24 protein-coding genes are annotated in these 24,325 nt (G+C 63.2%); 13 read left to right on the top strand and 11 right to left on the bottom strand.

The annotated features are described in order from the left end of the window. Positions 1–60: 60 nt before the first annotated feature. A complete protein-coding gene (locus DKW65_RS04340) occupies positions 61–423 on the top strand; it encodes a PA2779 family protein (RefSeq protein ID WP_162925696.1) in 363 nt (120 codons plus the stop codon). Positions 424–519: 96 nt separating this feature from the next. Continuing rightward, on the top strand, positions 520–1,764 hold the full coding sequence (locus DKW65_RS04335) for an NADH:flavin oxidoreductase/NADH oxidase family protein (protein ID WP_111656110.1): 1,245 nt from the start codon (positions 520–522) through the stop codon (positions 1,762–1,764). An 18-nt stretch (positions 1,765–1,782) separates the two neighbouring features. On the opposite strand, the gene DKW65_RS04330 is transcribed toward DKW65_RS04335, so the two are convergent. The 3 genes from DKW65_RS04330 to DKW65_RS04320 are packed head-to-tail and all read right to left on the bottom strand — an operon-like array spanning position 1,783 to position 5,942. Continuing rightward, the gene (locus DKW65_RS04330; RefSeq protein WP_111656109.1) at positions 1,783–3,930 is read right to left on the bottom strand and encodes an FAD-dependent oxidoreductase; all 2,148 of its coding nucleotides are present in this window, start codon (positions 3,928–3,930) and stop codon (positions 1,783–1,785) included. Next, entirely contained in the window at positions 3,927–4,844 is a 918-nt protein-coding gene (locus DKW65_RS04325) for a radical SAM protein (protein WP_111656108.1), read from the bottom strand. Before DKW65_RS04325 ends, DKW65_RS04330 begins: the two co-directional genes overlap by 4 nt. A 36-nt stretch (positions 4,845–4,880) precedes the next feature. Then, positions 4,881–5,942, bottom strand: a complete 1,062-nt coding sequence (locus DKW65_RS04320; protein WP_111656107.1) for a methyltransferase domain-containing protein — start codon at positions 5,940–5,942, stop codon at positions 4,881–4,883. A 289-nt stretch (positions 5,943–6,231) separates the two neighbouring features. On the opposite strand from DKW65_RS04320, the gene mltF reads away from it, so the two are divergent. Next, entirely contained in the window at positions 6,232–7,587 is a 1,356-nt protein-coding gene (gene mltF, locus DKW65_RS04315) for a membrane-bound lytic murein transglycosylase MltF (protein ID WP_111656106.1), read from the top strand. Between the two features lie 74 nt (positions 7,588–7,661). Here the strand turns inward: mltF and DKW65_RS04310 are convergent, their stop codons facing one another. Together DKW65_RS04310 and DKW65_RS04305 are read right to left on the bottom strand one after the other, a co-directional pair. Then, complete coding sequence (locus DKW65_RS04310; protein ID WP_211315738.1) at positions 7,662–8,036, bottom strand: DUF6746 family protein; 375 nt, start codon at positions 8,034–8,036, stop codon at positions 7,662–7,664. A gap of 105 nt (positions 8,037–8,141) precedes the next feature. Next, positions 8,142–8,315: a DUF6435 family protein gene (locus DKW65_RS04305; RefSeq protein ID WP_111656105.1), complete on the bottom strand. Its 174-nt coding sequence runs from the start codon at positions 8,313–8,315 to the stop codon at positions 8,142–8,144. 211 nt (positions 8,316–8,526) lie between these two features. Here DKW65_RS04305 and DKW65_RS04300 point away from each other — a divergent pair, with 211 nt between their 5' ends. Both DKW65_RS04300 and DKW65_RS04295 read left to right on the top strand, forming a co-directional pair. Continuing rightward, the gene (locus DKW65_RS04300; RefSeq protein WP_111656104.1) at positions 8,527–10,563 is read left to right on the top strand and encodes a hypothetical protein; all 2,037 of its coding nucleotides are present in this window, start codon (positions 8,527–8,529) and stop codon (positions 10,561–10,563) included. Between the two features lie 95 nt (positions 10,564–10,658). Next, a complete protein-coding gene (locus tag DKW65_RS04295) occupies positions 10,659–11,324 on the top strand; it encodes a hypothetical protein (protein ID WP_111656103.1) in 666 nt (221 codons plus the stop codon). A 52-nt stretch (positions 11,325–11,376) separates the two neighbouring features. On the opposite strand, the gene DKW65_RS04290 is transcribed toward DKW65_RS04295, so the two are convergent. Further along, positions 11,377–12,411: an AraC family transcriptional regulator gene (locus DKW65_RS04290; RefSeq protein ID WP_111656102.1), complete on the bottom strand. Its 1,035-nt coding sequence runs from the start codon at positions 12,409–12,411 to the stop codon at positions 11,377–11,379. A gap of 150 nt (positions 12,412–12,561) precedes the next feature. On the opposite strand from DKW65_RS04290, the gene DKW65_RS04285 reads away from it, so the two are divergent. The 5 genes from DKW65_RS04285 to DKW65_RS04265 all read left to right on the top strand — a co-directional run bounded on the left by DKW65_RS04285 (position 12,562) and on the right by DKW65_RS04265 (position 17,902). Then, entirely contained in the window at positions 12,562–13,443 is an 882-nt protein-coding gene (locus DKW65_RS04285) for a metal-dependent hydrolase (RefSeq protein ID WP_111656101.1), read from the top strand. An 18-nt stretch (positions 13,444–13,461) separates the two neighbouring features. Beyond that, positions 13,462–14,184, top strand: a complete 723-nt coding sequence (locus DKW65_RS04280; RefSeq protein WP_162925695.1) for a hypothetical protein — start codon at positions 13,462–13,464, stop codon at positions 14,182–14,184. A gap of 104 nt (positions 14,185–14,288) precedes the next feature. Beyond that, positions 14,289–16,121, top strand: a complete 1,833-nt coding sequence (recQ, locus tag DKW65_RS04275; RefSeq protein WP_111656099.1) for a DNA helicase RecQ — start codon at positions 14,289–14,291, stop codon at positions 16,119–16,121. A gap of 84 nt (positions 16,122–16,205) precedes the next feature. Continuing rightward, entirely contained in the window at positions 16,206–17,216 is a 1,011-nt protein-coding gene (locus DKW65_RS04270; protein ID WP_162925694.1) for an amidoligase family protein, read from the top strand. Next, positions 17,189–17,902 carry a gamma-glutamyl-gamma-aminobutyrate hydrolase family protein gene (locus DKW65_RS04265; protein WP_111656097.1) on the top strand — a complete coding sequence of 238 codons (714 nt, stop codon included), beginning with the start codon at positions 17,189–17,191 and terminating at the stop codon, positions 17,900–17,902. Before DKW65_RS04270 ends, DKW65_RS04265 begins: the two co-directional genes overlap by 28 nt. 6 nt (positions 17,903–17,908) lie before the next feature. Here the strand turns inward: DKW65_RS04265 and DKW65_RS04260 are convergent, their stop codons facing one another. The 5 genes from DKW65_RS04260 to DKW65_RS04240 form a co-directional block, all read right to left on the bottom strand. After that, positions 17,909–18,784, bottom strand: a complete 876-nt coding sequence (locus DKW65_RS04260; protein WP_111656096.1) for a hypothetical protein — start codon at positions 18,782–18,784, stop codon at positions 17,909–17,911. 77 nt (positions 18,785–18,861) lie between these two features. Further along, a complete protein-coding gene (locus DKW65_RS04255) occupies positions 18,862–20,382 on the bottom strand; it encodes a fumarate hydratase (RefSeq protein ID WP_111656095.1) in 1,521 nt (506 codons plus the stop codon). A gap of 73 nt (positions 20,383–20,455) precedes the next feature. Further along, the gene (locus DKW65_RS04250) at positions 20,456–21,340 is read right to left on the bottom strand and encodes an alpha/beta fold hydrolase (RefSeq protein WP_111656094.1); all 885 of its coding nucleotides are present in this window, start codon (positions 21,338–21,340) and stop codon (positions 20,456–20,458) included. After that, on the bottom strand, positions 21,337–21,621 hold the full coding sequence (locus DKW65_RS04245) for an acylphosphatase (RefSeq protein ID WP_111656093.1): 285 nt from the start codon (positions 21,619–21,621) through the stop codon (positions 21,337–21,339). Before DKW65_RS04245 ends, DKW65_RS04250 begins: the two co-directional genes overlap by 4 nt. Further along, the gene (locus DKW65_RS04240; RefSeq protein ID WP_111656092.1) at positions 21,614–22,936 is read right to left on the bottom strand and encodes a YihY family inner membrane protein; all 1,323 of its coding nucleotides are present in this window, start codon (positions 22,934–22,936) and stop codon (positions 21,614–21,616) included. Before DKW65_RS04240 ends, DKW65_RS04245 begins: the two co-directional genes overlap by 8 nt. A gap of 61 nt (positions 22,937–22,997) precedes the next feature. On the opposite strand from DKW65_RS04240, the gene arsC reads away from it, so the two are divergent. From arsC to DKW65_RS04225, 3 genes are read left to right on the top strand one after another with little or no spacing between them, the layout of a single operon-like run. After that, positions 22,998–23,351: an arsenate reductase (glutaredoxin) gene (gene arsC, locus DKW65_RS04235; RefSeq protein WP_111656091.1), complete on the top strand. Its 354-nt coding sequence runs from the start codon at positions 22,998–23,000 to the stop codon at positions 23,349–23,351. Further along, a complete protein-coding gene (wrbA, locus tag DKW65_RS04230) occupies positions 23,348–23,959 on the top strand; it encodes an NAD(P)H:quinone oxidoreductase (RefSeq protein WP_111656090.1) in 612 nt (203 codons plus the stop codon). The genes arsC and wrbA overlap by 4 nt, the downstream gene beginning before the upstream one ends. A 1-nt stretch (position 23,960) precedes the next feature. Next, positions 23,961–24,308 (top strand): DUF2069 domain-containing protein, encoded by a 348-nt coding sequence (locus DKW65_RS04225; RefSeq protein WP_111656089.1) that lies wholly within the window; start codon positions 23,961–23,963, stop codon positions 24,306–24,308. Positions 24,309–24,325 lie beyond the last annotated feature (17 nt).

Raw genomic sequence — 24,325 nt, 5'->3', positions numbered from 1 at the left:
CCCATGACAACCTTCTAGGCTGGAGGACACTACCCGCACCGTGATGGGATGGAGGACACCATGATCCGACACATGCCTGGCCGCCGCGCCTTGCACCTGGGCCTGATTGCCGCCCTGCTGGCCAGCACCTCGGCCTTCGCCCGCGCTGAACTGGACGCAGGCATGCTGGGCACCGATACCGCATTGGCGGAGGCACGCGTGGCGGATCACCGCGCCCAGCTGCTCACAGCACTGGAGCGGGACGCCATGCGCGATGCACTGGTCGCCCGTGGCGTGAACCCGGAGCAAGCGGCCGAGCGCATCGAGCGGCTGTCTGAGCAGGAACTTGCCCTGTTGTCCGAACAGATGGACGAGTTACCGGCAGGCGCCGGCGCCACCACCGTGCTGCTGGTGGTCATCATTCTGCTGCTGATACTGCGTTGATCGGTCCGGGCTGAGACCTTTGGCCCGAACGGCGCTTGTTCGTCACGGGCGGGCTGCTATGGTGGCGCTCACTACGGCAGCCCGACGAGTTCCCTCATGTCCGAACCTGTACGCCCCGCACTGGATCAACCCCTGACGTTACCCAACGGCAGTGTCATTCCCAACCGCTTTGCCAAATCCGCCATGAGCGAAGCCCTGGGCACCCACGACCGCCGTCCGACACGGGCTCTGGCCCGCCTGTACCGCACCTGGGCCGAGGGCGGCACCGGGCTGCTGATTACCGGCAACGTCATGGTGGACCGGCAGCAGATCGGCGAGCCCGGCAATGTGGCACTGGAAGACGATCGTGACATGGCGCTGCTGCGCGAATGGGCCGCTGCCGGCAAGGTGCGCGGCAATCAGCACTGGATGCAGCTGAATCATCCGGGCAAGCAGAGCCCGAAGATGATCAATCCGAATACGGTATCGCCCAGCGCCATTCCCTTCCGTGCGCCGCTGAACCGGATGTTCGCCACACCGCGCGCCCTGACCGACCACGAAATCCGCGACATCATCGCCCGCTTTGCACGCAGCGCCGCGCTGGCCCGTGAGGCTGGCTTTGATGGCGTGCAGATTCACGGCGCGCACGGCTATCTGGTCAGCCAGTTCCTGTCGCCGCATCACAACCAGCGCGACGATCAGTGGGGTGGCAACGCAGAGAATCGCATGCGGTTTGTGGTTGAAATCTACAAGGCCATGCGCGCCGCCACGGCGCCCGACTTCAGCATCGGCATCAAGCTCAACTCGGCGGATTTCCAGCGCGGCGGCTTTACCGAAGAAGAGTCCCTGGCCGTGATTGAAACCCTGGCCGATCTGGGCATCGACCTGGTGGAGATTTCCGGTGGCAACTACGAAAGCCCGGCCATGGCCACCGGCGCCAGTGTCAAACAGAGCACGCTGGAGCGCGAAGCCTACTTCCTCACCTTTGCGGAAAAAGTGCGCGAGCGCGTCAGCACGCCGCTGATGGTCACCGGCGGTTTCCGCAGTGCCTCGGGGATGCAGGCTGCCCTGGCCTCAGGCGCCACGGACCTTGTCGGTCTGGCCAGACCCCTGGCCATTGAACCCGATCTGCCGCAACGCATTTTCGATGGTGAAGACGTGGTCAGCCAGGTACGGCCAATCAAGGTGGGCATCAAGGCCATCGACAAAATGGCCCTGATGGAAGTCAGCTGGTATGCACGCCAACTGGCGCGCATGGGTCAGGGCAAGGCACCCCGGCAGCATGACAGGGGCTTTCTCTCGTTGCTGGAAGTGCTCGCGGTCATGACCAGCCGTGGTGTCAGTACACGCCTGCGCGCCTGAACACCACGACCTCCCCGCTCACCCGCGCATCCAGCGGTGATAGCGGCCCAGCCATGCCAGCACGCGCTGCGGCGCGTGCGCCTTTTTCCAGGCGCCCGCCGCAAACTTGTTGGCCTCGGCCAGCGTCGGGTAGATATGAATGGTGCCCAGGATCTTGTTCAGGCCCAGGCCGTGTTTCATGGCCAGGACATACTCGGCAATCAGATCACCGGCGTGCTCGCCAACAATGGTCACACCCAGAATGCGATCGCTGCCCGGCGGCGTCAGCACCTTGACGAAGCCATAATCGGTGCCGTCAGCGATGGCACGATCCAGATCATCAATGCCGTAGCGGGTCACCTCGAAGGCCACACCCCGCTCCCGGGCCTCGGCCTCGCTCAGGCCCACGCGCGCCACTTCCGGCGAGGTAAAAGTACACCAGGGAATCACACGGTAATCGACCCGGAATCGCTTCAGGCGACCAAACAGCGCGTTCACGGCGGCGTACCAGGCCTGGTGCGAGGCCACATGGGTAAACTGGTAAGGCCCCACCACATCGCCACAGGCCAGAATATTCGGCACCCGCGTGCGCAGGTAATCGTCCACCGCCAGGGTGCCACTGTCCGTGCGCTCGATACCCAGTTCCTCCAGCCCCAGACCTTCGGTGCGCGCGCGGCGCCCCAGTGCCACCAGCACCTGATCAAAGGCCACCCGCTGCTCCCCGTCGGCGCCCGCTGCCAGCAACCACTGCTGGCCATCGATACGCTCGAAACGGCTGGCACGGAAGCCGGTCAGCACGGTAACCCCATCGGCCGCCAGTGACGCCGCCACCAGCGCGGAAGCCTCTTCATCTTCCCGAGGCAACAGCCGAGGGGCCATTTCCACCACCGTTACCCGGGAGCCAAGACGGGCAAAACTCTGAGCCAGCTCACAGCCGATGGGCCCGCCACCCAGCACCAGCAGCCTCGGCGGCAAGACCTGAAGCGACCAAAGGCTGTCAGAGGTCAGGAACGACATCTCCATCAGGCCGGGAATGGGCGGCACCCACGGCTCGCCACCGGACGCAATCACGATATGCCGCGCGCTGATACGTTCACTGCCCTGTTCATTGCTGATCTCGATTTCCCAGGGTGACACCAGCCGCGCCTGCCCCTGGCGGCAGTCCACGCCCAGCTCCGTATAACGCTCGACAGAGTCGTGCGGTTCAATCTTGCCAATCACCGACTGGACGCGGGCCATGACGGCAGGAAAATCCACGTCACCGGGCACACCGGCAATACCAAAATCAGGCGCCAGCCCCTGCAGGTGACGCACGCGTGCACTCTTGATCAGTGTTTTCGACGGCACGCACCCGGTATTCAGGCAATCCCCGCCCATGCGATCCCGTTCGACCAGGATCGCCTTCGCCTTGACCGCCGCCGCGATGTAGGCGGTCACCAGCCCGGCAGACCCCGCACCAATCACAGCGATATTGGCGTCAAACCGCTTCGGCTTTTTCCAGCCCCGGTAGACACGCAGCGCCTGCACCCGACCCAGCACGGCACGCGCCAGCCAGGGGAACAGCCCCAGCAACACGAAGGCACCGATCAACGGCGGTGACAACAGATCCCCGGGCGATTCGATCAGCGCAAGCTGGGTACCCGCGTTGACGTACACCACCGTGCCGGCGAGCATGCCGAGCTGGCTGACCCAGAAGAAGGTCCAGGTGCGGATCGGCGTCAGGCCCATGGCCAGATTGATCACGAAGAAGGGAAAGATCGGTACCAGGCGCAGGGTGAAAAGATAGAAGGCACCGTCCTTGCGCACCCCCTCGTTGATGGCCTTGAGACGCTCACCGAATCGCCCCTGCACTGTATCCTTGAGCAACACACGGGACACCAGAAAAGCAATGGTGGCGCCCAGCGTCGAGGCAAACGAGACCAGCACCACGCCCACCGCCAATCCGAAGAAAGCGCCGGCGGCCAGAGTCATGATGGCGGCCCCGGGCAGCGACAGTCCTGTTACCGCCACATAGACCAGGAAAAAACCCGCCAGCGTCAGCAAACGATGTTCCGCATACAGCGCCTGGAAGCGCTCGAGGCTGCCGCGCAGGTATTCCAGTGTCAGGTACTGCCCCAGATCAAACACAAAAAAAGCGGCGACGGCACTTGCCATCAACGCCAGCACCACAAACTTGCGCGTATTCATGCACCCAACTCACTGCAAGAGGAACCCAGACTGAAACAACTGAAACAACGGTGGTGACGCATCATGATGCGCTGCCCCAGGCTCTCGCGCAGCGTGCTGCCCAGATCATAGCGCGAGTCATCGTCCACCAGCGTGCAGGCATAGACCCGCATGCGCCCTTTATCCTTGACCACCATGCGGCTGAAGGCACACATGAAGCGCGCGCGACTCTCGGCATTCTGATAGGTGGTCATGCAGTGCTCCGTGATTTCCGGCGTCTCACGCGCCGCACCCGGCGGAGCGAAATCGGGGAACGACACCAGATGCAGCGTCTCCGGCAGACCATACTGCCTGAACCATGCCCGATACGCTCCCTCGACCTCGGCGGTGTTTTCATCCGGCGCCCACTGGCGTGCCAGCGACACCTGAAAGCCCAGATCATGCAAGGCCTTCAGGGCGCGAAACGACTCATCAAACGTCCCCGCACCGCGCCCGGCCTCATGCCGCGCCAGGTCCGGGTAATCGATGCTGATGCGGAAAGCCACGGGGTGCGCCGCCGTCGCCAACGGCTCAATCTGCGCCAGCCGCTGCAACAGCGGCCGGGTGCCATTGGTGAGCACCAGACAAGGGCGACGAGCAGCGGCGTACGCCAGGATGTCAGGAAACTGCCGTGCCACGAACGGTTCGCCGCCGGTAAAGGAAAACTGCTCGACACCCAGCTCGCAGGCTTCATCAATCAGCGGGCGAACATCCGCCAGGGTCATCAGGCCCAGCCGATCATCGCCCGGTTTCGAGCCCTCCAGGCAAAAGGGGCAGGCCAGATTGCAGGCCGTTCCGGTATGGAACCACACCTCACGCAGGGCGCTGGATTCAATATACCCCCGCGGCTCATCCTGCGCCGTGCGGTACCAGTCCTGTGTCTTGATCAACTGCATGCTGTCTCCGGAACCCGTACAGATTTCAACCTGATTTCAACAACAGGGCGCGGCACCTGCCTCGCCCTGATCCTGACCAAACGGCACACTGACACCACACCCTTCGAATATGCCGTAGTGGGTGTCGAAGTGGCCAATAAAGTCGAAGTGCGGCGCGAACCGCGTATCGTGCAGCATGCGCCAGGTATTGCCGCACACCGGGAACACTTTGCCCCGCTCGATCAGATGATGGCCATCCAGGCGAAACACCTGCGGCGCGTGCGGCACCGTGCCTTTGTAGATGACCGCCTGGCCATAGTCTTCACAGGCGGGCTCCAGGCCGTCGAGCTTGAACAGCCGGTACGTCGCGGAATAAAAACGCGCCGGCGCCAACCGGTCGGCAATGGCCGGATTCTCGATGGTGATCGGACGGTCTTCCACCCGGCGCGGATCACCGAAGCCTGCCGTCCGGGCAAGATGGAGAAAATCGTTCCAGTACAGCGCGCCGGACAGGCACTCACCATAAAGCACCGGATCCTGCATCAACACCTCGGGGATGCGCCGATCAGCGTAAACGTCGGAAAAATACATTTCACCGCCGGGCTTGAGTACTCGATGTACCTCCCGCAGCACCCGCTCCTTGTCAGGGCTCAGATTGATCACACAATTGGACACCACGATATCGAAGTAGTCATCCGGCAAACCCAGCGCATCAAGCTGTTCGATATAGCCCTGCCGAAACGACACATTGCTGCTGGCATGACCAAACTGCTGGCGATGATAGTCCCGGTGACGCTCGGCCACCGCCAGCTGCTCGGCCGTCATGTCCACCCCGACCACTTCGCCCTGCTCGCCCACCAGCGCCGACAGCACATAGACATCGCGCCCGCTGCCACACCCCAGGTCCAGGATACGCATGCCCTGTAGCAGCTGCGGCGCCACCAGACCGCAACCGTAATAGCGCGTGACCACCTCGTCATGCAACTGCGCCAGCAGTGGCTTGAGCCACTCGGGCGGCAGCTGATCACAGCAAGCATTGGTTTGCAGATCGCCGCTGGAGGTCAGTGTCTGACCGTAATACTCACGCACACTGACGTGCGCTTGTGTCTCGTCCCGCATTGCCGGATCGCTCCTCTTCATGACCACCAGATACCGCCATTATCCATCACCCGGTCGCACAGTGATGCACGAATGACAGGATGGTTACAACTGACCCTGAATATCAGTCTGCAACGAGGGCCGAAGCGCGGGTGTGAAGGCGGCGCCAAAGTGCGTGCCGCACCAGCACGCCCCGCTGCGCCGTCAAGAACACGTCAAATAACGGTTACTTATTGTTATTCATAGGGAAATTTCAATTTTTGCAGAAAAGCCTGTAGGCTTTTTCAGACACACTGATCGGGCGAAAAAAATGAAAGACTTTCTGAAAACAGCCGCACTGCCTGCGGCAGCCTTGCTGATGGTCGCCTGCGGCGATGCCCCCCGGGAAGCGGCAACACTGTCATCGCTGGAGGAAGACGGCATCCTCAAGGTCGCCACGCGCAATGGCTCCACCACTTACTACCTGGATCGCCACGAACGGGCTATCGGCCCCGAGTATGATCTGGTCTCGGCCTTTGCCCGCGATCACGACTGGGACGTGGAGTGGCTGATGCTGGATTCCACCGCCGACGTGCTCCAGGCCCTGGAGCAAGGCACGGTTCACCTGGCCGCCGCCGGCCTGACCCATCGACCCGGCCGCGACCAGCGTTTTGCCAAAGGCCCGGCCCATACGGAAATCACCCAGCAGCTGGTCTGTAACCGCGAGCTGCGCCCCATTCCCCGCAGCGCCGCCGACCTGCCAAGACTCAACACCCATGTCACCGCCGGCTCCAGCTACGCGGAAACACTGAACACCCTGCGCGAGGCAGACAGCACCATCACCTTCACGGAGAGCAGCCGCCACAGCACGGAAATCCTGCTCTCCCATGTGGCCAACGGTCGCATCGACTGCACCGTCGCCGATTCCAATATTGTCCAGGTCAGTCGGCGCTACTGGCCCGCACTGGAGATCATTGCCGATCTGTCGGACGGCCAGAATCTGGGCTGGTATCTGCCTCAGGGTAACGAGGCGCTGGCTGCCACCGCCAAGGGCTGGATGAACAGCGGTGCCGGCAATGCGGCCATCGGCGCCATGGAGAGTCGTTATTACGCCTACATCAGCGATTTCGATTTCGTTGACCTGCGCGCCCTGAATCGCCGCTTGAGTGACCGGCTGCCTGACTTCCGCCGCTACTTCACCCGCGCCGAAGCCAACACCGGCATGCCCGCCGAACTGCTCGCCGCCCTGGCCTACCAGGAATCACACTGGGACCCGGAAGCCCGCTCCGCCACCGGCGTACGCGGGCTGATGATGCTGACCCAACGCACCGCAGAATCCCTCGGCGTTGACCGCCTTGACCCACCCCAGGCCATCGACGGCGGCGCCCGCTACCTTGCAGACCTGCACGCGCGCCTGCCCGACACCATCCCGGAACCCGATCGCACCTACCTGGCCCTGGCCAGCTACAACATCGGTCGCGGCCACCTGCTGGACGCCCGCCAGCTGGCCCGCAACCTGGGCAAGAACCCGGATTCCTGGGAAGACATGCGCGAAGTCCTGCCGCTGAAAGCCGACCCGCGCTACTACCCGCAAACTCGCTACGGCTACGCCCGGGGCTACGAGCCCGTGCATTACGTGCAACGTATTCGCAACTACCAGGATGTGATTGCGACCGGCTTTGAATAGTTAACCAGGCTTAGCGTGACGGCCCTCGGGGGGCGAGGGCCACAACCACCACGCCAACAAAGAATGGCCCCCTGTCAGGGCACAAGAATCCGGGCAGTATCCAGATAGACAGCACCAGACTCCAATACGGCGTCGGTGTCCGCCGTCTCCGAGGCCACATGCACCGCCTCGAGCACATCAGCCAACTCGACCACTTCAGCGCGTATTTTCGCCAACGCATTTTCCAGCGTGTATGTCAGCTGATGTACGTTGTGCATGTCCTGCGGGCTGAGCGCACCCTGCGCCAGAATCGCCGCCAGCTGCTTGTTGTACTCGGACATGTTGGCCACCGCGTCCGCCAGCGTATCCGCTGGCTTGCCTTCAAAGTGATCGGCTCTGTCTGCCAACACTGCCGGGCTGGCTACCAACAGCACCAGACCGACCACACGCATACCCCATACCTTGTTCATCGTGCCTCCACACAAACGGGCCCGGAATGGGCACTTCCGATAATGATAATGCATATCACTACCGTTTAGAAAGGTGCCGCACCAGGCAAGGCAAGACGACGCAGCTCAGTCGGTCTGTTCCAGCGCTTTCAGTCGGGCATAGATCGCCTCTGCTTCCTCGGTCATCAGGGAATAACCGCGAATGTCGCCGTTGCGCTGCAACGTCATCGCCTGCTGGAGTTTTGCCTCATAGGCTTTCTGCAGCTTCTTTTTCGGATCAGTACGAAGAAATCCCAACATTGTCGGCTCCTGATGCGGTGACGTCTGAGCATTCCATTGATGGACTCAATGGAAACCACACCATAGGAACAGATAGTGCGTGCCACCGCCGTGAAATCCCGCCGCAGCGGATGGCCGGTAGCAGGCTCGGCAACGTGCGCTGGTACTGCTCAGGCCACCTGCATTCATGCAAGAATATCCACGTACCTCAGGGTGAACGGGATCAAGGACCATGGTGCCACGCACGATCAGGGAAGAGCTGGAGCTCGCCCGCGCCCACATGTTTGTGGGCCGCGAAAAACAACTGCACCATTTCAACACGCTGATCGCGCCTGACAGCGCACTGCGCGTGTTGTATATCTATGCGCCCGGCGGCACGGGCAAAAGCCAGCTGCTGGCCGAATACCAGCGCCAGGCACAGCAACAGGGCGTGCAGGCCTGCTATTTCGACGCGCAGAACCTGCCCGGCACACCCGACGACCTGGACCGGGCATTGCGGCGCCCCCTCGACACTGGCGATGAAGACAAGCCAACGGTGTTGCTACTGGATACCTTCGAGCGCATTGCCATGCTGGAAGGCTGGTTGCGTGATCAGTTTCTGCCGTCCTTGCCCACCCATGTCCGTACCGTCATCGCCAGCCGCAACCCGCCTTCGCCGGAATGGTGTGCCGACTGTGGCTGGGCACAATTGATGCGCACGGAAGCGCTGCCGGATTTTGACGACGAAGAAAGCCGGCATTTTCTGCTGCGGCGGCAGCTGCCCGTGGCACTGCATGATCGTGCCCGCGAACTGGCCCATGGTAATCCCCTGGCACTGGCGCTGACCGCCGATCTGCTGCTGCGGGACCCGCATCTGCAACTCACGGACGACGCCCGGGAGCCCCTGCAAGCCCAACTGATTTCACGGCTGCTGCGCGACATCGATGTGCCCGCACAGCGTCTGGCGATACAGGCCACCGCGCTGGTGCGTGCGCTCAACGAACCCATGCTGGCCGCCATGACCGAGCGCGAAGACGCGCCCGCCCTGTTCGACTGGCTCCGACGGCAATCGTTTATTCGCCAGGGCGAGCGTGGGCTGATGCCCCACGATCTGGTGCGCAATGCGATCATCAGCGATCTGCGGCAACGCAATCCGCAACGTTACGAGACCCTGATTGCCCGCGCCTACGGTGAAACCATTCGCCAGATTGCCAGCGGTCTGCTCACCGACCACGAACAGTGCGCGCTGGATCTGTTCTATATCCAGCGAGATACCTTTCTGGTCAGCCAGGCCTATCGCCTGGATCAGGAACAGGTGTGCTACTGCGACCGCGCCACCGAGGCGGACTGGCCACTGATCTGCGCCATGGTGGAGCGCCATGAAGGCATTGAGGCACGCCAGCATCTGGAGCACTGGCATGCCCAGCAGCCCGAGGGGCTGGTGGCCGTGCGCGATCGCAATCTGTCACTGGTGGGCTTTCTGTTCAGCCTGGATGTGACGCGCGTCGATCCCGACGCGGCGCGCACTGATCCGGTGTTGCAGCCGGTGCTGGACTTTCTCGCGGCGCAACCGGAGCTGCCGCCACACCATGCGGCGCTGTTGACCCGCTTCTGGATGTCGGCACAGGAATATCAGGCCATCTCCCCCGTACAGACGCGCATCTGTGCCTACCTGTTGTTCCGCACCCTGACGACCCGCAACCTGGCCTACATGTTCCACCTGCAACCGGCGCACCCCGCCTGGGAAAAAATTTCCGAACAGGGGCGGCATCAACCCCTGCCCGGTGGGCGCCTGGACATTGCCGGCCACCAGCGCCAGCTGTACGTGCATGATTGCCTGGCCATCCCGCCGCTGGTCTGGATACACAGCCTGCACGAACGGTTGCGCGCACTACCCGCCCAGCTGGATACGCCGCCGCTGCTGGATCAGAACGGATTTCAGGAAGCGGTCAGGCAGGCGTTGCGCGCCTATCATGCCCCGGACAAGCTGCGCAGCAATCCCCTGCTGGGCAGCCGCCTGGTCACGCACGCGGCCGAGCAGAGCTGCGACCCGGCATGCCGGGCAGAAGCCTTGCGCAATCTGCTGGCACAGACCTGCACACAACTCACGCGGGAAGGCGGCAACGGCCATCACGAAAAGATTCTCCAGCGCACCTATCTGCACCCCGCCGCCAACCAGCAACTGGCCGCCGAGGCACTGTCGATGTCCGAACGCAGCTATCGTCGCCATCTGGCCCAGGCGCTGACCCGCCTGAGCCACATCCTGTGGCAGCAAGAACAGAAACTCTAGTACCAGAAATGGCCGGAATCTGGCCTGTCGCGTGGCCGCCTCAACGCTTTCAATAACAAGGAGGTTACGACGCCCATTCTGACAAGGATTTCACCATGACAAAGCTTGCCCACGCCCACACATGGCGCCCCATCACCCTGGCCCTGGCCACCGCCGGCCTGCTGCATATCGGCACCGCCCATGCGGATCTCCGCTATGACTTTGTCCAGCTGGACTATCTCGTTGACGGTGAGATCAGTGGCGGCTCGGACGACCTTGATTACCGCGGCTTCAGCCTGGAAGCCATGGCAGAGGTCGCACCGCAGTTCTTTGTCACTGCCCGCGCCACCAGCGCCGAGGTCGACGTCTCAGGGGGGACGGACCCCACCCTTGGCGCCTTCTCCTTCGGCGGCGGCGGCTATCTGCCGCTGATGCAGAATAACGGTAGCCGTCTGGACGCCTATGGCACCCTGACCTATGAAGAATTCATCCTCGCTGAGTTCAAAACCTCTGGTGGCTTCGGCATTACCGCCGGGCTGCGCTGGTTGCCATTACCCCAACTGGAGATCAACCCTTCCATCGGGTACGTGGATTACGGCAGCTTTGATTTTGGTGGTGGCAATAAACTGGATATTGACGGGTTACGCTATGCCCTGCGCGGTCTGTACCACGCCACCCCGCACCTCGCCGTGGCGCTGGATTTCCGTTTTGAACGTCTGGAAGCCGATGACGATGACCTGGACACGGACGAGATCCGCCTCGGGGTGCGCTGGAGCTTCTGACGCGATACCACGCCAGAAATGCGCCAGCTGACACCTCGGCTGGCGCCTCGCCTTACTGCTGACGAAACTGCCGCGGGGACATACCCGCCCAGCGCCGGAAAGCGCGGCCGAAATTGGAGGGATCGCTGTAGCCCAACTCGCTGGCAATATCCTCGATCGAGCGCGTCCTGTCGCGCAGAAGGTCCACCGCCAGCTCATGGCGCAGCACATCAGACAACGCCTTGTAGGTGGTATTGGCGCGCGCCAGATGACGGCGCAACGTACGCACGCTGATATGCATGGCATCTGCCACACACTGCTGCGCGTTGTCCTCTCGCAGAAAACGGCGGGCGAGCTGCCGCACCTGAATAATCACGTCATCTGCGCCACCGGCCAGGCGTAACTCTTCCTCACAGCGAGCGGCGGCGAGCATGGCCAGCTGCGGGTCCGCCGTATCCAGCGGCGCCGCCAGCCATTGCGCCGGGAAGCGGATCACCAGCGCGCTGGCACCCAAATGCAGCTGCCCGAAGTGCAATTGAAAGTCACTGTGCTCTCGCCAGCGCTGATGATGCGGTGCTTCGCCGTAAGGCAACAGCAGGTGCACCCGGTGCGCCGGTATCACCCGGAACATCTGCTCGCCGATGCTCAGTATCGAGGTCACCAGCGCATCACACACCAGCGGCAGCAAATCATCCAGCGCATGGCGCGCATCAAAGCGCACCACGGTCATGTCGCCGTCCTGCAGCATCTGGATATCGAACAGTCCGGCGCGGGTACGGATATAGCGCACGGCCAGCTCAAACGCCTGCCCCAGTGTGCTGCTGGAAATCGCCGCATAACCCAGAAAACCATGGCTGCCGAAATTCAGTGGCTGACCCAGCCGCATGCCCAGATCCGGGGCGGGGTCCAGCTGCCGGGCATTGCGCAGCAGGCGCCGGGTGGCGGTCATGCTGAGGCGGTAACCCGGCTCGCTGAACAGGTCACGACTGAGGCCGGTGCCCGCCAGTAATGCCGACACGGGGTGCGCCTGCCCCATGAACTGACAGAGCATCTCGGCATATTCGCCCAGCAGTACGCCTGCTGCGGGTTCCGATGCGCGTTCGTTCAACACATGTCCCTTAATAGACGGCCCCTAATAGACGGCCCCTAATGACCGATTTATGGAGAAAGATAACCTTCCGCCGTTCTGCCACACAAGTACCATCAGAAAAGCATCAACACAGACATCACAGACTGTCACGGTTTGCGAGGAGGTAACATGACCGGAACATCCGCCAGCACACCAAAACCGCCAAAGGGCGGCGCCAGCGTCGGCATCCCCCCGCGCCCGGTGCACTTTGCGCTGCCCGATGACGCGCCCCGCTACGTCTACGATGACAACGCCACCATGACCCTGTTTCTGGCCGTGCTGTCCGGCTTCTTCCCGCCCGGCGAACGCTTTTTTGTGGAGTCGGTGCGGCATTACCGTGACCAGGTTACCGACCCGGTACTGAAGGCCCAGGTGGCCGGCTTTATCGGCCAGGAAGCGATCCACGCCCGCGAACACGAGCGCCTGAATGACCTGCTGCAAACCCAGGGCATCAACACCCGGGTCCCGGAACTGGCCGTGGCCACGGCCCTGCGCCTGCTGGAAAAACTGCCACCCAGTCAGCAACTGGCTTGCACCACTTTTATGGAGCACTTCACGGCCCTGCTCGGCGAGCAGTTGCTGACCGACGACCGCTTTCGCAGCCGTGCCGAACCCCGCATGCTGCAAATGTGGCTCTGGCACGCCATGGAAGAACTGGAACACAAATCCGTCGCTTACGACGTGTATGAACTGATCGGTAACCGTCGCCGGGAACGTATCCTGGCGTTCCCGCTGGTGGCCACTGTCATGATTCCGGCAATCGCCTTCAGCTGGGGATATCTGATTATCAAGGAGCGCGCCTGGCGCCGTCCGGGTGATCTGGCACGAGGCGCCGGCATCCTGTTCGGACGACGCGGGTTTGTGACCCGCATCCTGCGCAAGATGCCGTTATTTGCCCGCCGGGATTTCCATCCCGCAAAACATGACACCCGGGCACTGGAAGCCGAATGGCAACAGAAGCTGTTCGGCAATGACGGCAGCATGCAGCACATGCTCAAGGCCAGGCATTAACTCAAGACGAGCGCTGATATGACACCCCAAACCCTCCCCCCTGCCGCCATGACCGCGTCGGTGCGCACCCCGCTGGCCGCGCACATCCCGGCACAACTGGATGCGCTGGTGCTGCGTGCCAATGGCCGGCTGACGGATCAGGACAAGGCGCAGGGCATTGATCTGCTGGTGGACGCCTACTGCGACATCATTGATACCACCCTGATCACGCTGCTGGATGACATCGGCACACAGTACGACGTGAAAGCCCTGCGGGACGCCCGGCGCATTGCCGATGATGTGAAAGACAAGGCACGCCACTACGTCGGCTGGGCCGGTGGCCGCATTGCCAGCCGCCGCCTGCCGCCGGTGATTCGCCATTTTCACGCCCTGGTGCATCCGGCCCCGGCCGACGCCGCGCACAGCCACCAGTTGCAGTTACCGATCTCGCCAGCGCTGGCGCACCGGGGTGAAGAGATCATCCTGACCCTGCAGCACGGCACCGCGACGAATCTCGACGAGGGCATTGCCCTGCTCAACCGCATTGTCGAGGAACTGATGGTGCCGCTGGCAACAGAGCCCAAGAACCTGCTGAACTTCAACGTTGTCATCAGCAAGCCGCTGGATGGCGCCATCGCCATGATCCGCGCGCTGATCCAGCGCATGCTGGTGCGCTTCGGGCAACAGATCACCCCGCCGCTCTACCCGCTTGTCGGCAACCACCTCAGCAGCTTCCTGATCAGTCACCGCCTCCAGCGCTGACGCCCGTCTCCCGCAACTTCGGCGCCGGTGTAAGCGCCGGCTGACATGGCAGCCGGCGCATCTCCTACAGGCAAGCCGCAGCCAAGGCTGTATACTTGCGCCCCATGACAGACACGCGACTCACAAGCACGCCGCTCTCAGACACGCCACTGGCTGTACTCGAACGCGTCTTCGGCTATCACAGCTTCCGGGGCCACCAGCAGGCCGTCATCGATGCCCTGGTGGCCGGCGACGACGCGCTGGTACTGATGCCCACCGGCGGCGGCAAATCCCTGTGCTATCAGTTACCCGCCCTGTTGCGTCCTGGCGCGGGTATCGTGATTTCCCCCCTGATCGCCCTGATGCAGGATCAGGTCGATGCCCTGCATGAGCTGGGTGTCCGGGCCGGCTTCCTCAATTCGACCCTCTCCGGTGCCGAGGTCGCGGCCACGGAACAGGCGCTGCTGGACGGCACCATCGACCTGCTCTACGTGGCCCCGGAACGGCTTACCCAGGCACGCACCCTTGATCTGCTGCATCGCTGTCCGATCGCGCTGTTCGCCATTGACGAGGCCCACTGTGTGTCCCAGTGGGGCCACGATTTCCGCGCCGACTATTTGCAACTGGGGCTGTTGCGCGAACAGTTTCCGCAGGTGCCGCGCATCGCGCTGACTGCCACCGCAGACCCGCGCACCCGGCGCGAGATTGCTGACCGTCTCGGGCTTGCCCAGGCACAGCATTTTGTCAGCAGCTTTGATCGCCCCAATATCCAGTACCGGATTACCCAGAAGCAGAACGCACGCCAGCAGCTGCTGCGCTTTCTGCGCGAGGAGCATCCCGGCGATGCCGGGATCGTCTACTGCCTGTCACGCAACAAGGTCGATGCCACCGCGGCCTGGCTGCAACAGCAAGGCTTCAATGCCCTGCCCTACCATGCCGGCCTGCCCGCCGATACGCGCCGTCGGCACCAGCAACGGTTCTTGCGCGAAGACGGCATCATCATGGTCGCCACCATTGCCTTTGGCATGGGCATCGACAAACCGGATGTGCGCTTCGTGGCGCACCTTGATCTGCCCAAGAGCGTGGAAGGCTATTACCAGGAAACCGGCCGCGCAGGCCGCGACGGCGAACCCGCCACCGCCTGGTTGGCCTACGGCATCGAGGATGTCATCAAGCTTCGGCAAATGCTGGAGGGGTCCAGCGGCTCGGAAGAACACAAGCGCAGCGAGCGGCACAAACTTGATGCCATGCTCGGCCTGTGCGAAATCACCAGCTGCCGGCGCCATGCCCTGCTGAAATATTTCGGTGAAGATTCCACCGAGCACTGCGGCAACTGCGATGCCTGCCTGAACCCGCCCACCACCTGGGATGCCAGCGACCCGGTGCGCAAGGCCATGTCCTGCGTGTATCGCACCGGCCAGCGCTTCGGCGTCAATCATCTGATTGATGTGTTACGCGGCGGCGATACCGAAAAGATCCGTCAGTTCGGTCATCAGCACCTGTCCACTTATGGCATCGGCGCAGACCTCGACAACGGCACCTGGCGCAGCATCTTCCGGCAACTGGTAGCACGCGGCCTGCTGCGCGTGGATGTGGACGGTTTCGGGGCGCTGCACCTGACCGACGAATGCCGCCCGATCCTGCGCGGCGAAGCGACCATTGCCTTGCGCCGGGATGTGCGTGACGTCACCGAAAAACGTCCCCGTGGTCGCCCGCAGGTCGCCCTGCCCGACGACGACAAACCGCTGTGGGAAGCCCTGCGCCGCCTGCGCCGCGAACTGGCCGACGAACATGGCGTGCCACCCTATGTGATTTTCAACGATCGAACCCTGCTGGAAATGGTGGAGCGTCGGCCGCTGAAAGAAAATGAAATGCTCAGTGTGACCGGGGTCGGCGAGACGAAACTGGAACGTTTCGGTGACGCCTTCCTTGAGGTGATCCGCGAGCACGAGTACTGATTTCACATCCTTTCACTGGTGACCACGGCGAGGCTCTGCTAGCGTGATGCTTTGATGCGAAATCGCGACGAAGGAGTATCGCACTTGTCCAGAGCCTCTACGTCGACCCCGCTGTTGACCCCGGCCCGCACACAAACTGCCGACGGCAAGACACGACGCGTTGGCGTCGAGATCGAACTGTCCGGCATGACCTTCGATGAGCTGGTCGGTCATGTCAGTGATTTTTTCAACGCCGATGCCCGTGAAGAAAGCCGCTATGTGCATGTCGTCGATGCCGAACAAGGCCCGTTCAAGGTAGAACTGGACTCCGACCCGATCAAGGATCTGGAATTCGATACCGGCGAACTCCCGGACATGCTCAGTGATGTCGCCAATGTAGCGCTTGATCTGGTGGACGCGGCCGCTGAACGTGTCGTGCCCCTGGAAATCGTCGGGCCGCCGCTGGCCCTGGATGCCCTGCCGGAGATCGAAGCCCTGTGCAATCGCCTGCGTGAACGCGGCGCCAAGGGCAGCCGCCACGCACTGCATTATGCGTTCGGCCTGCAACTCAACCCGGAGCTGCCGAATCTCGAGGCCGACACCCTGCTCGGCTACCTGCGCGCCTTCTCTCTCTGCTACGACTGGCTCAAGACGCGTCAGCAACTGGATATCAGCCGCAAGTTCACCACCTATATCGGCCCCTGGCCGGACGAATACGTGCGCCTGATCAACGCGGCAGATTACCAGCCGGACCTCGACCAGTTGATCGACGATTACCTGAAACACAATCCGACCCGCAACCGGGCGCTGGACATGATGCCGCTGTTTGCCCATCTGGATGAAGACCGGGTGCGGCAGGTGGTGGACGATCCACGTATCAAGCCGCGCCCCACGTTGCATTACCGTTTGCCCGATTGCGATATCGATAACCCGGGCTGGTCTTTCAGCCATGTCTGGAACGACTGGGTCAGGGTGGATGACCTCGCCGCCGACCGCGAACGTCTGGCCGCCATGGCGGACGGCTGGCGCTCGCATCACGAGGGCCGCCTGGCCAAACTGGTCACTCGCTGGGAACAGGAAACCGCCTCATGGCTGAATCCTCCGACCGGATCCTGATCGCTGTCGCCGGCCCACGCCGGTATCTGTTCGACATCCACCTGATCCGGCTGGCATTGCGCGCCAGCGGGGCACGCACCTGTTATCTGTGCCCCGGCCAGGAAACTCCGCCGCGCCCCATCGACGGTCTGGTCATCGCCGGCGGCGATCATATTCATCCGCGCCACTACCAGCAGTTGCCGCAGATCGAGGCGCGCTTCAACCCTGAGCGTGACCGCGTGGAAATGGCGCTACTGGACGAAGCCCGGGAACGCAGCTTGCCGGTCCTGGGCATCTGCCGCGGCGCCCAGCTGCTGAATGTGCATCGCGGCGGCAACCTGCATCAGAACATTACTCCGATGCGGCGCCATACCCGGCCACGGCGGTTGATCACGGCCATGCAGCGCGTACGCCTGACACCACGCTCGCGCCTGTCACGCATCCTGCGCCGTGATCGCCTGGGCGCCAATCGACTGCATAGCCAGGCCATCCACGCACTGGGCACGCGCCTGCGTGTGGCCGCCCGCGATGCGGACAATTTTGTTCAGGCGATTGAAACGACCGGGCCGGGACAGTGGCAGGTGGGAGTGCAGTGGCATCCGGAGTATCTGCTTTACCACCCGGCCCACCGGCGCCTGTTCTCGGCACTGGTCAACGCCGCACAGCGGCGACGCACGTTCGGCAAGGTCGACTTGCGCCGGCACTGACCCGTATCAGAACAGCCCGCCTTCCTGCGGGCAGGCCTCTGCCACCAGATTCTGCGACAGCACAAAACGATCTGCGTCCGAGCGCGCCTCGATATCGGCGACCATCAGATAGGTCATGCGCCAGTAGTTGGCATTTTCCACAAAGCGTGCCTCGATAGGCAGATCGCCGCGCGGCAGTTGCGCCTGGCGTGCAATGACCGTCAGGGTGCGACCGGACTGGGAGACCCGATAGCCCTTGTTGGGATAAGCCAGCTCGATGCAGGCCAGAAAGGTCTTCAGGGTGGTCGCGGAGGGCTGACCCATGCTGTGGGCAATGGGCTTGTCTTCATAGTCCGCCAGCGCTTGCTGTACCTGGGTGCTCATGATGCGCTGTGCCAGGGCGGCACGGCGCTCGGCCTGCGCCTGCTCCGCCACCGCCAGTTGCGCCCGCAGCAACTCCGCCTCCTGCCGCTGGCGCTCCGCCTCGCGCCATTCTGCCTCGCGGCTGCGGCGCAGGGCCGCCTGTTCCTGCACCCAGGCCCATTCACGCGCCATCATCTCGGCAATGGCCTGTTCTTCGGCTTCCTGCCGCTGGCGTGCCAGCCTGTCCTGCGCCGCTTGAATCTGGCGTTCACAGGCGGGCAACAGCTGCTCGTCCAGCTCTTGCTGGCGCACCCGCCGCCCCTGCTTGCGCATGTCCTGAAGATGGGCACAGGCGCCACGCAGCGCGCCCAGTTCTTCCATCTGCGCGTAACGCAGACCGGCCACCCGCTCCGGCGCCACAGCAGTGGACACCCCCGGCGCGTCAAACGGCAGGCTGGCACAACCCGCCAGGCCAAGCAGCGCCATGCAGGACAACGCAGCACGACGCAGAAGGGCGGGATAACAAGTACGCTGGCGCATAAGCTGATGTCAGACCGTCAGGAAACAAGAGTGTCAGATCTGGCAGGGGCGAGCCGACCTGACACCCGCTACCGGGGTCAGGCTTCCTCGGCCACCGGAATCTTGCCGATTTTCGCCTGCCAGATCTTCGGACCCGTACGGTGCACGGAAGTGCCGTCACTGTCCACGGCAACCGTCACAGGCATGTCTTCCACTTCAAATTCGTAGATCGCTTCCATGCCCAGATCTTCGAACGCCACCACACGTGAGGCACGGATCGCCTTCGATACCAGGTAGGCAGCGCCGCCCACCGCCATCAGATATACCGCCTTGTTGTCGCGAATCGCGTCAATGGCCGTCTGCCCGCGCTCGGCCTTGCCGACCATGCCGATCAGGCCGGTCTGCTCGAGCATGGTACGGGTGAACTTGTCCATGCGCGTCGCCGTGGTCGGGCCGGCCGGGCCCACCACCTCATCGCCCACCGGGTCCACCGGGCCCACGTAGTAGATAAAGCGGTTGGTGAAGTCCACCGGCAGCGTGTCGCCCTTGGCCAGCATGTCCACCATGCGCTTGTGCGCCGCATCGCGCCCGGTCAGCAACTTGCCCGACAACAGCAGCGTGTCGCCGGATTTCCAGGTCTGCACCTCTTCCGGGGTGATGGTGTCCAGATTGACGCGCTTCGACTGGCCGCCGTCGCCCCAGGCGATGTCCGGCCAGAGATTGATGTCCGGCGCCTTCAGGTCGGCCGGGCCACTGCCATCCAGCACGAAGTGCGCATGGCGGGTCGCCGCACAGTTGGGAATGATCGCCACGGGCTTGTTGGCGGCATGGGTCGGGTAATCCACCACCTTCACATCCAGCACCGTGGTCAGGCCGCCCAGACCCTGCGCGCCGATGCCCAGCGCGTTGACCTTCTCGAACAGCTCCAGGCGCAGTTCCTCGGCACGGTTCTGCGGGCCACGGGCTTTCAGTTCGTGGATGTCGATCGGGTCCATCAGGGATTCTTTCGCCAGCACCATGGCCTTCTCGGCGGTGCCGCCGATCCCGATACCGAGCATGCCCGGTGGGCACCAACCCGCGCCCATCTTCGGCACCTGCTCCAGCACCCAGTCGACAATCGAGTCGGACGGATTGAGCATGGCGAACTTGGATTTGGCCTCGCTGCCGCCGCCCTTGGCCGCCACCTGGATGTCCACCGTATTGCCCGGCACGATGTCGTAATGGATCACCGCCGGGGTGTTGTCTTTGGTGTTGGCCCGCTTGCCATCCGGGTCGGCCAGCACCGACGCACGCAGCACATTGTCCGGGTGGTTGTAGGCCCGGCGCACACCTTCGTTGATCATGTCGGTGAGGCTCAGGTCGCCCTCAAAGGTCACCTGCATGCCCACCTTGCAGAACACGGTCACGATGCCGGTGTCCTGGCAGATCGGCCGGTGGCCGGTGGCCGACATGCGGGAATTCACCAGAATCTGCGCCATGGCGTCTTTCGCCGCCGGGTTCTCTTCACGCTCATAGGCCTCGTGCACGGCCTGGATGAAGTCAGCGGGATGGTAGTAAGAGATGTACTGCAGGGCATCAGCGACGCTCTGGATCACGTCGTCCTGGCGGATCACCGTCATGGGGTACTCCAGACTCGGGTTCTCGGGGGCGCGCATTATAGCAGAGAAGCGCCCGCCGACATCCCGTTACCACTCAGACCGCGCAGGCGCTGGGGCTGGCGGCCAGATGCTGGAGCAGCAGGTCGTTGATGCGCTGCGGGCGCTCCAGATGCAGGAAGTGCCCGGCACCGGACACCTGCTCCACACGGAGGCCTGCCGGGAAGTCGCGCTGGTGGATGGTGTGGTCCAGCAGGCGCGGGCTCATGCAGCCGTCCTTGCGCCCCACCATGACCATGGCAGGCACGTCGATCGGGCGCGCCATCCAGCGACGTGCCTCGCGGTGGGCGCTGCTCCAGACCCGTGGCAGGTGCCGGTACCAGTTCAGGGCGGCACGCATCACGCCCGGTTCGCTGAGCACGGTCTGGGCTTCGATCAGGTACTCGCCCGGCTCCCAGTCCGGCGACCAGCGCCGCCAGAGCCATTCGACCCCGGCCAGGTCGTTGCGGCGCAGGGTCCATTCCGGCACCAGCGGCAACTGGAAGAATTCCATGTAGGCGCTGAGCAGCAGTTGCTCAGGCACCTTCAATACGGCAGCGGGTAAACGCTTCAACGGCGGAATGGCCAGCGTCGTCAGCGAGCTGAACTGCTCCGGTGACCGGGCGGCCGCCAGATAGCCCACCACAGCACCCCAGTCATGGCCCACCAGGTGCGCGCAGCCGCCGAGCTGGCTGGCAAAGGCGCAGACATCCTCCACCGCCGCGCGCAGGGAATAGTCACCGTTGCGCGGCTGGCAGCCCGGCGCATAACCGCGCAGTGCAGGCGCCACGGCCAGATACCCGGCATCGGCCAATGCCTGCACCTGATGCCGCCAGTTGCGAAAACTGTCCGGAAAGCCGTGCAACAGAATCACCGGCTCGCCGTCCCCCGCCATCAGCGCCGGAAAGCGCAGATCCCCGTTGACCAGTTCCACCTGTTTCACTGTCGAACCTCGAAATCGTTGTTATCCGGCACCTCGGCCGGTGTTTTATCCAGCGCATCCACCCGCGCCTTGTCTGGTCCTTGCGCCATCCATGCCAACATGGCCTCCAGGGCGGCGTCATCGCCACACAGGACGGCCTCCACACTACCGTCATCGCAGTTCCGCACCCAGCCGCGCAGGCCCAGCCGTTGCGCCTGCTGTTGTGTGCTGGCGCGATAGAACACGCCCTGCACCCGGCCTTGCACCCGAACATGCAGGGCTTTCGGCGTGGCCTCACGCATGGGCTTTCCCCTTCACCGCCGTCACCGGGGTCGTATCCGAGGACGCATCCCCCTGTGTTGCACTGGTGAACAAGGCTTCCAGCGACAACGACAGCGGCGCCTGCATGCCCTCACGCGCCGCCGCGCAGCGCTCAGTCAAGGCCGCCTCCCAGGGCCGCGTATGCTCACCGCTGGTGCGCAACTGCGCCACCGCAGGCCAGGGCGTCAGGTCAATCAGTTCGGCCACCGTCAGGGTGCGCAGATCGCGGGTCAGCACATAACCGCCCTCGTCGGTACGCCGCACCAGCCCCAGATCAATCAGCAGATTGCGAAACTCATCCCAGCGCGTGGCCCCGGCCGCCTGCAGCGTGCGACGCAGGATCGCCGGTCGCAATACGCGGCCACGCTGCTGCTTGTGCCAGAGCACTTCCAGCACACGCAGCAGCGCCTGCAAACGCGGCACGTCGCGCCGGTACTCCGAGTACACCGTCTGGGTGCGCACCAGCTCGGCCCCGGCCAGCACGATCACCCAGGATACGTACACCCAGAGCAGGAACAACGGCACGGCGGCAAAGGCGCCGTACACCACCTCGTAGCTCGGCGCAAAACGGATGAACAGGGCAAAGCCACTCTTGGCCAGCTCGAACAGGATCGCCGCGACGAAACCGCCCAGCAGCCCCTGCCGCAACGGCACATGACAATTCGGTACCACCACATACAACAGGGTCAGCATCACCGTGGTCAGAAACACCGGCAGAATCACCAGCCAGAGGCGCGCCCCGCCAAACCAGGCCACGGTGTCGGTCACCAGTGTCATGGAGGTGACATAGGAACTGATCCCCAGACCAGCGCCCAGCAGCAGCGGGCCCAGCGTCAGCACCGCCCAGTACATCAACAGGCTGGTCACGCCACGGCGCGGCTGGGTGACCATCCAGATACGGTTCATGGCGTTCTCGATGGTGCGCAACAGCAGCACCGAGGTCACGAACAGAAATACCGCACCGATCACGGTCAGGTTGGCGGCCTGTCGGGTAAACTCGCCCAGGTACTCCTGCACCTGCACACCCGCATCGGGCACGAAATAATCCAGCGCCCAGCTCTGGATAAACTCACCGCGCTCGCGCAGGGCAGGAATGGCCGCCAGGATCGAATAGGTCACGGTCAGCACCGGCACGATGGCAAACAGTGTGGTGTAGGTCAGCGCGGCGGCACTTTGCGGCAGGCCATCCTTGCGGAACTGGTGCGCCAGCAAGCGCACGAAGGTCACCAGACCCTCGGTACGCACCTGCAATCGCTTGAGTTCCGCTCGCCAGCGGGGCATTGCATCGTCGTTCATGACATACATCCTTCCAGCGGACTAGAATGTCCGCTTACTCGACATCACGCACAGAGAGATCATGGCCGATTACCGCATCTACCATAATCCACGCTGCTCCAAATCCCGCCAGACCCTGGCGTTGCTTGAAGAACAGGGCATCAGCCCTCAGGTGATACTGTATCTGCAAACGCCGCCGGATGCCGCCACCCTGAAGCGTCTTGTCAAACAGCTGGGCATGGCGCACCCCCATGAACTGCTGCGCAAGGGCGAGGCCGAATACCGCGAAGCCGGACTGAGCCCGGACAGCCCGGCGGACACCGTGCTCAATGCCATGGTGCGTTACCCGAAGCTGATCGAGCGACCCATCGTCGTGCATGGCCAGCGCGCCGTGCTCGGCCGACCGCCGGAAAACGTGCTGGATCTGATGTCATGAGTCCTCCCTATGTGCTGGTGCTGTACTACAGCCGCACCGGCAGCATTGCCCAACTGGCGCGCGAAATTGCCTGGGGTGTGGAGAAAACCGGTATGGCCGCACGCTTGCGCACCGTGGCACCGGTCTCCACCGTCACTGAGGCCACCGCCCCGGCGGTGCCTGATGAAGGCGCCCCCTATTGCACGCTTGAAGAACTGGCGGATTGCAGCGCCCTGGCATTGGGCTCGCCCACGCGTTTCGGCAATATGGCCGCCCCGCTGAAATATTTCATCGACCAGAGCAGTGAGCAGTGGATGCAGGGCAGCCTGATCGGCAAGCCTGCGGGAGTCTTTACCTCCACCAGCAGCCTGCACGGTGGCCAGGAAAGCACCTTGCTGTCGATGATGTTGCCGTTGCTGCATCACGGCATGCTGATTACCGGCATCCCCTACAGCGAAAAATCCCTGCTGGATACCCGCGCTGGCGGCACGCCCTACGGCGCCAGCCACATGGCCGGCACCGACAATGTGACCGCGCCCGACGACCATGAACGCCGCCTGGCCCGCGCCCTGGGCGAACGCCTGGGCCGATTGGCCAGCGCGCTGTCAGCACGCCATCCCGGAGCATGATGTGATCCTGAATCTGAACCGCCTTTTCTTTGCCCTGCTGCTGCTCACCGGTATTGGTGGTCTCTGGTGGCTGGCACCGCCGGATACGCCCCTCATCGCCAAACTGTTCATGACCCTGATCCTGTACGGTCCTCTGCTCATCTTTACCCATGCAGCCATTCAGGGCAGTCCGCGCCTGCTCACCTGGATGTGTTTCGTGCTGATGTTTTATTTTTGCGGCTTTGTGATACAGCTGTTCTATCCGCCACCGATGGGGGTGCTGGCCATCTTCCGCGTGCTGGCACTGGTCGGGTTGTTTATCACCGCGATGCTGCTGATCCGCGCAGGCCAGGCCAGCCAGGACCGCTGACCGCGACGATCCGGGGG

Source organism: Isoalcanivorax indicus, assembly GCF_003259185.1.
Taxonomy (GTDB): Bacteria; Pseudomonadota; Gammaproteobacteria; order Pseudomonadales; family Alcanivoracaceae; genus Isoalcanivorax; species Isoalcanivorax indicus.
This window is presented reverse-complemented; position numbering and strand designations above follow the sequence as displayed.

Coding starts and splice junctions, on each gene's coding strand:
- DKW65_RS04340 (WP_162925696.1), top strand. CDS start 61: ATGATCCGACACATGCCTGGCCGCCGCGCCTTGCACCTGGGCCTGATT.
- DKW65_RS04335 (WP_111656110.1), top strand. CDS start 520: ATGTCCGAACCTGTACGCCCCGCACTGGATCAACCCCTGACGTTACCC.
- DKW65_RS04330 (WP_111656109.1), bottom strand. CDS start 3,930: ATGAATACGCGCAAGTTTGTGGTGCTGGCGTTGATGGCAAGTGCCGTC.
- DKW65_RS04325 (WP_111656108.1), bottom strand. CDS start 4,844: ATGCAGTTGATCAAGACACAGGACTGGTACCGCACGGCGCAGGATGAG.
- DKW65_RS04320 (WP_111656107.1), bottom strand. CDS start 5,942: ATGCGGGACGAGACACAAGCGCACGTCAGTGTGCGTGAGTATTACGGT.
- mltF (WP_111656106.1), top strand. CDS start 6,232: ATGAAAGACTTTCTGAAAACAGCCGCACTGCCTGCGGCAGCCTTGCTG.
- DKW65_RS04310 (WP_211315738.1), bottom strand. CDS start 8,036: ATGAACAAGGTATGGGGTATGCGTGTGGTCGGTCTGGTGCTGTTGGTA.
- DKW65_RS04305 (WP_111656105.1), bottom strand. CDS start 8,315: ATGTTGGGATTTCTTCGTACTGATCCGAAAAAGAAGCTGCAGAAAGCC.
- DKW65_RS04300 (WP_111656104.1), top strand. CDS start 8,527: ATGGTGCCACGCACGATCAGGGAAGAGCTGGAGCTCGCCCGCGCCCAC.
- DKW65_RS04295 (WP_111656103.1), top strand. CDS start 10,659: ATGACAAAGCTTGCCCACGCCCACACATGGCGCCCCATCACCCTGGCC.
- DKW65_RS04285 (WP_111656101.1), top strand. CDS start 12,562: ATGACCGGAACATCCGCCAGCACACCAAAACCGCCAAAGGGCGGCGCC.
- DKW65_RS04280 (WP_162925695.1), top strand. CDS start 13,462: ATGACACCCCAAACCCTCCCCCCTGCCGCCATGACCGCGTCGGTGCGC.
- recQ (WP_111656099.1), top strand. CDS start 14,289: ATGACAGACACGCGACTCACAAGCACGCCGCTCTCAGACACGCCACTG.
- DKW65_RS04265 (WP_111656097.1), top strand. CDS start 17,189: ATGGCTGAATCCTCCGACCGGATCCTGATCGCTGTCGCCGGCCCACGC.
- DKW65_RS04260 (WP_111656096.1), bottom strand. CDS start 18,784: ATGCGCCAGCGTACTTGTTATCCCGCCCTTCTGCGTCGTGCTGCGTTG.
- DKW65_RS04255 (WP_111656095.1), bottom strand. CDS start 20,382: ATGACGGTGATCCGCCAGGACGACGTGATCCAGAGCGTCGCTGATGCC.
- DKW65_RS04245 (WP_111656093.1), bottom strand. CDS start 21,621: ATGCGTGAGGCCACGCCGAAAGCCCTGCATGTTCGGGTGCAAGGCCGG.
- DKW65_RS04240 (WP_111656092.1), bottom strand. CDS start 22,936: ATGAACGACGATGCAATGCCCCGCTGGCGAGCGGAACTCAAGCGATTG.
- arsC (WP_111656091.1), top strand. CDS start 22,998: ATGGCCGATTACCGCATCTACCATAATCCACGCTGCTCCAAATCCCGC.
- wrbA (WP_111656090.1), top strand. CDS start 23,348: ATGAGTCCTCCCTATGTGCTGGTGCTGTACTACAGCCGCACCGGCAGC.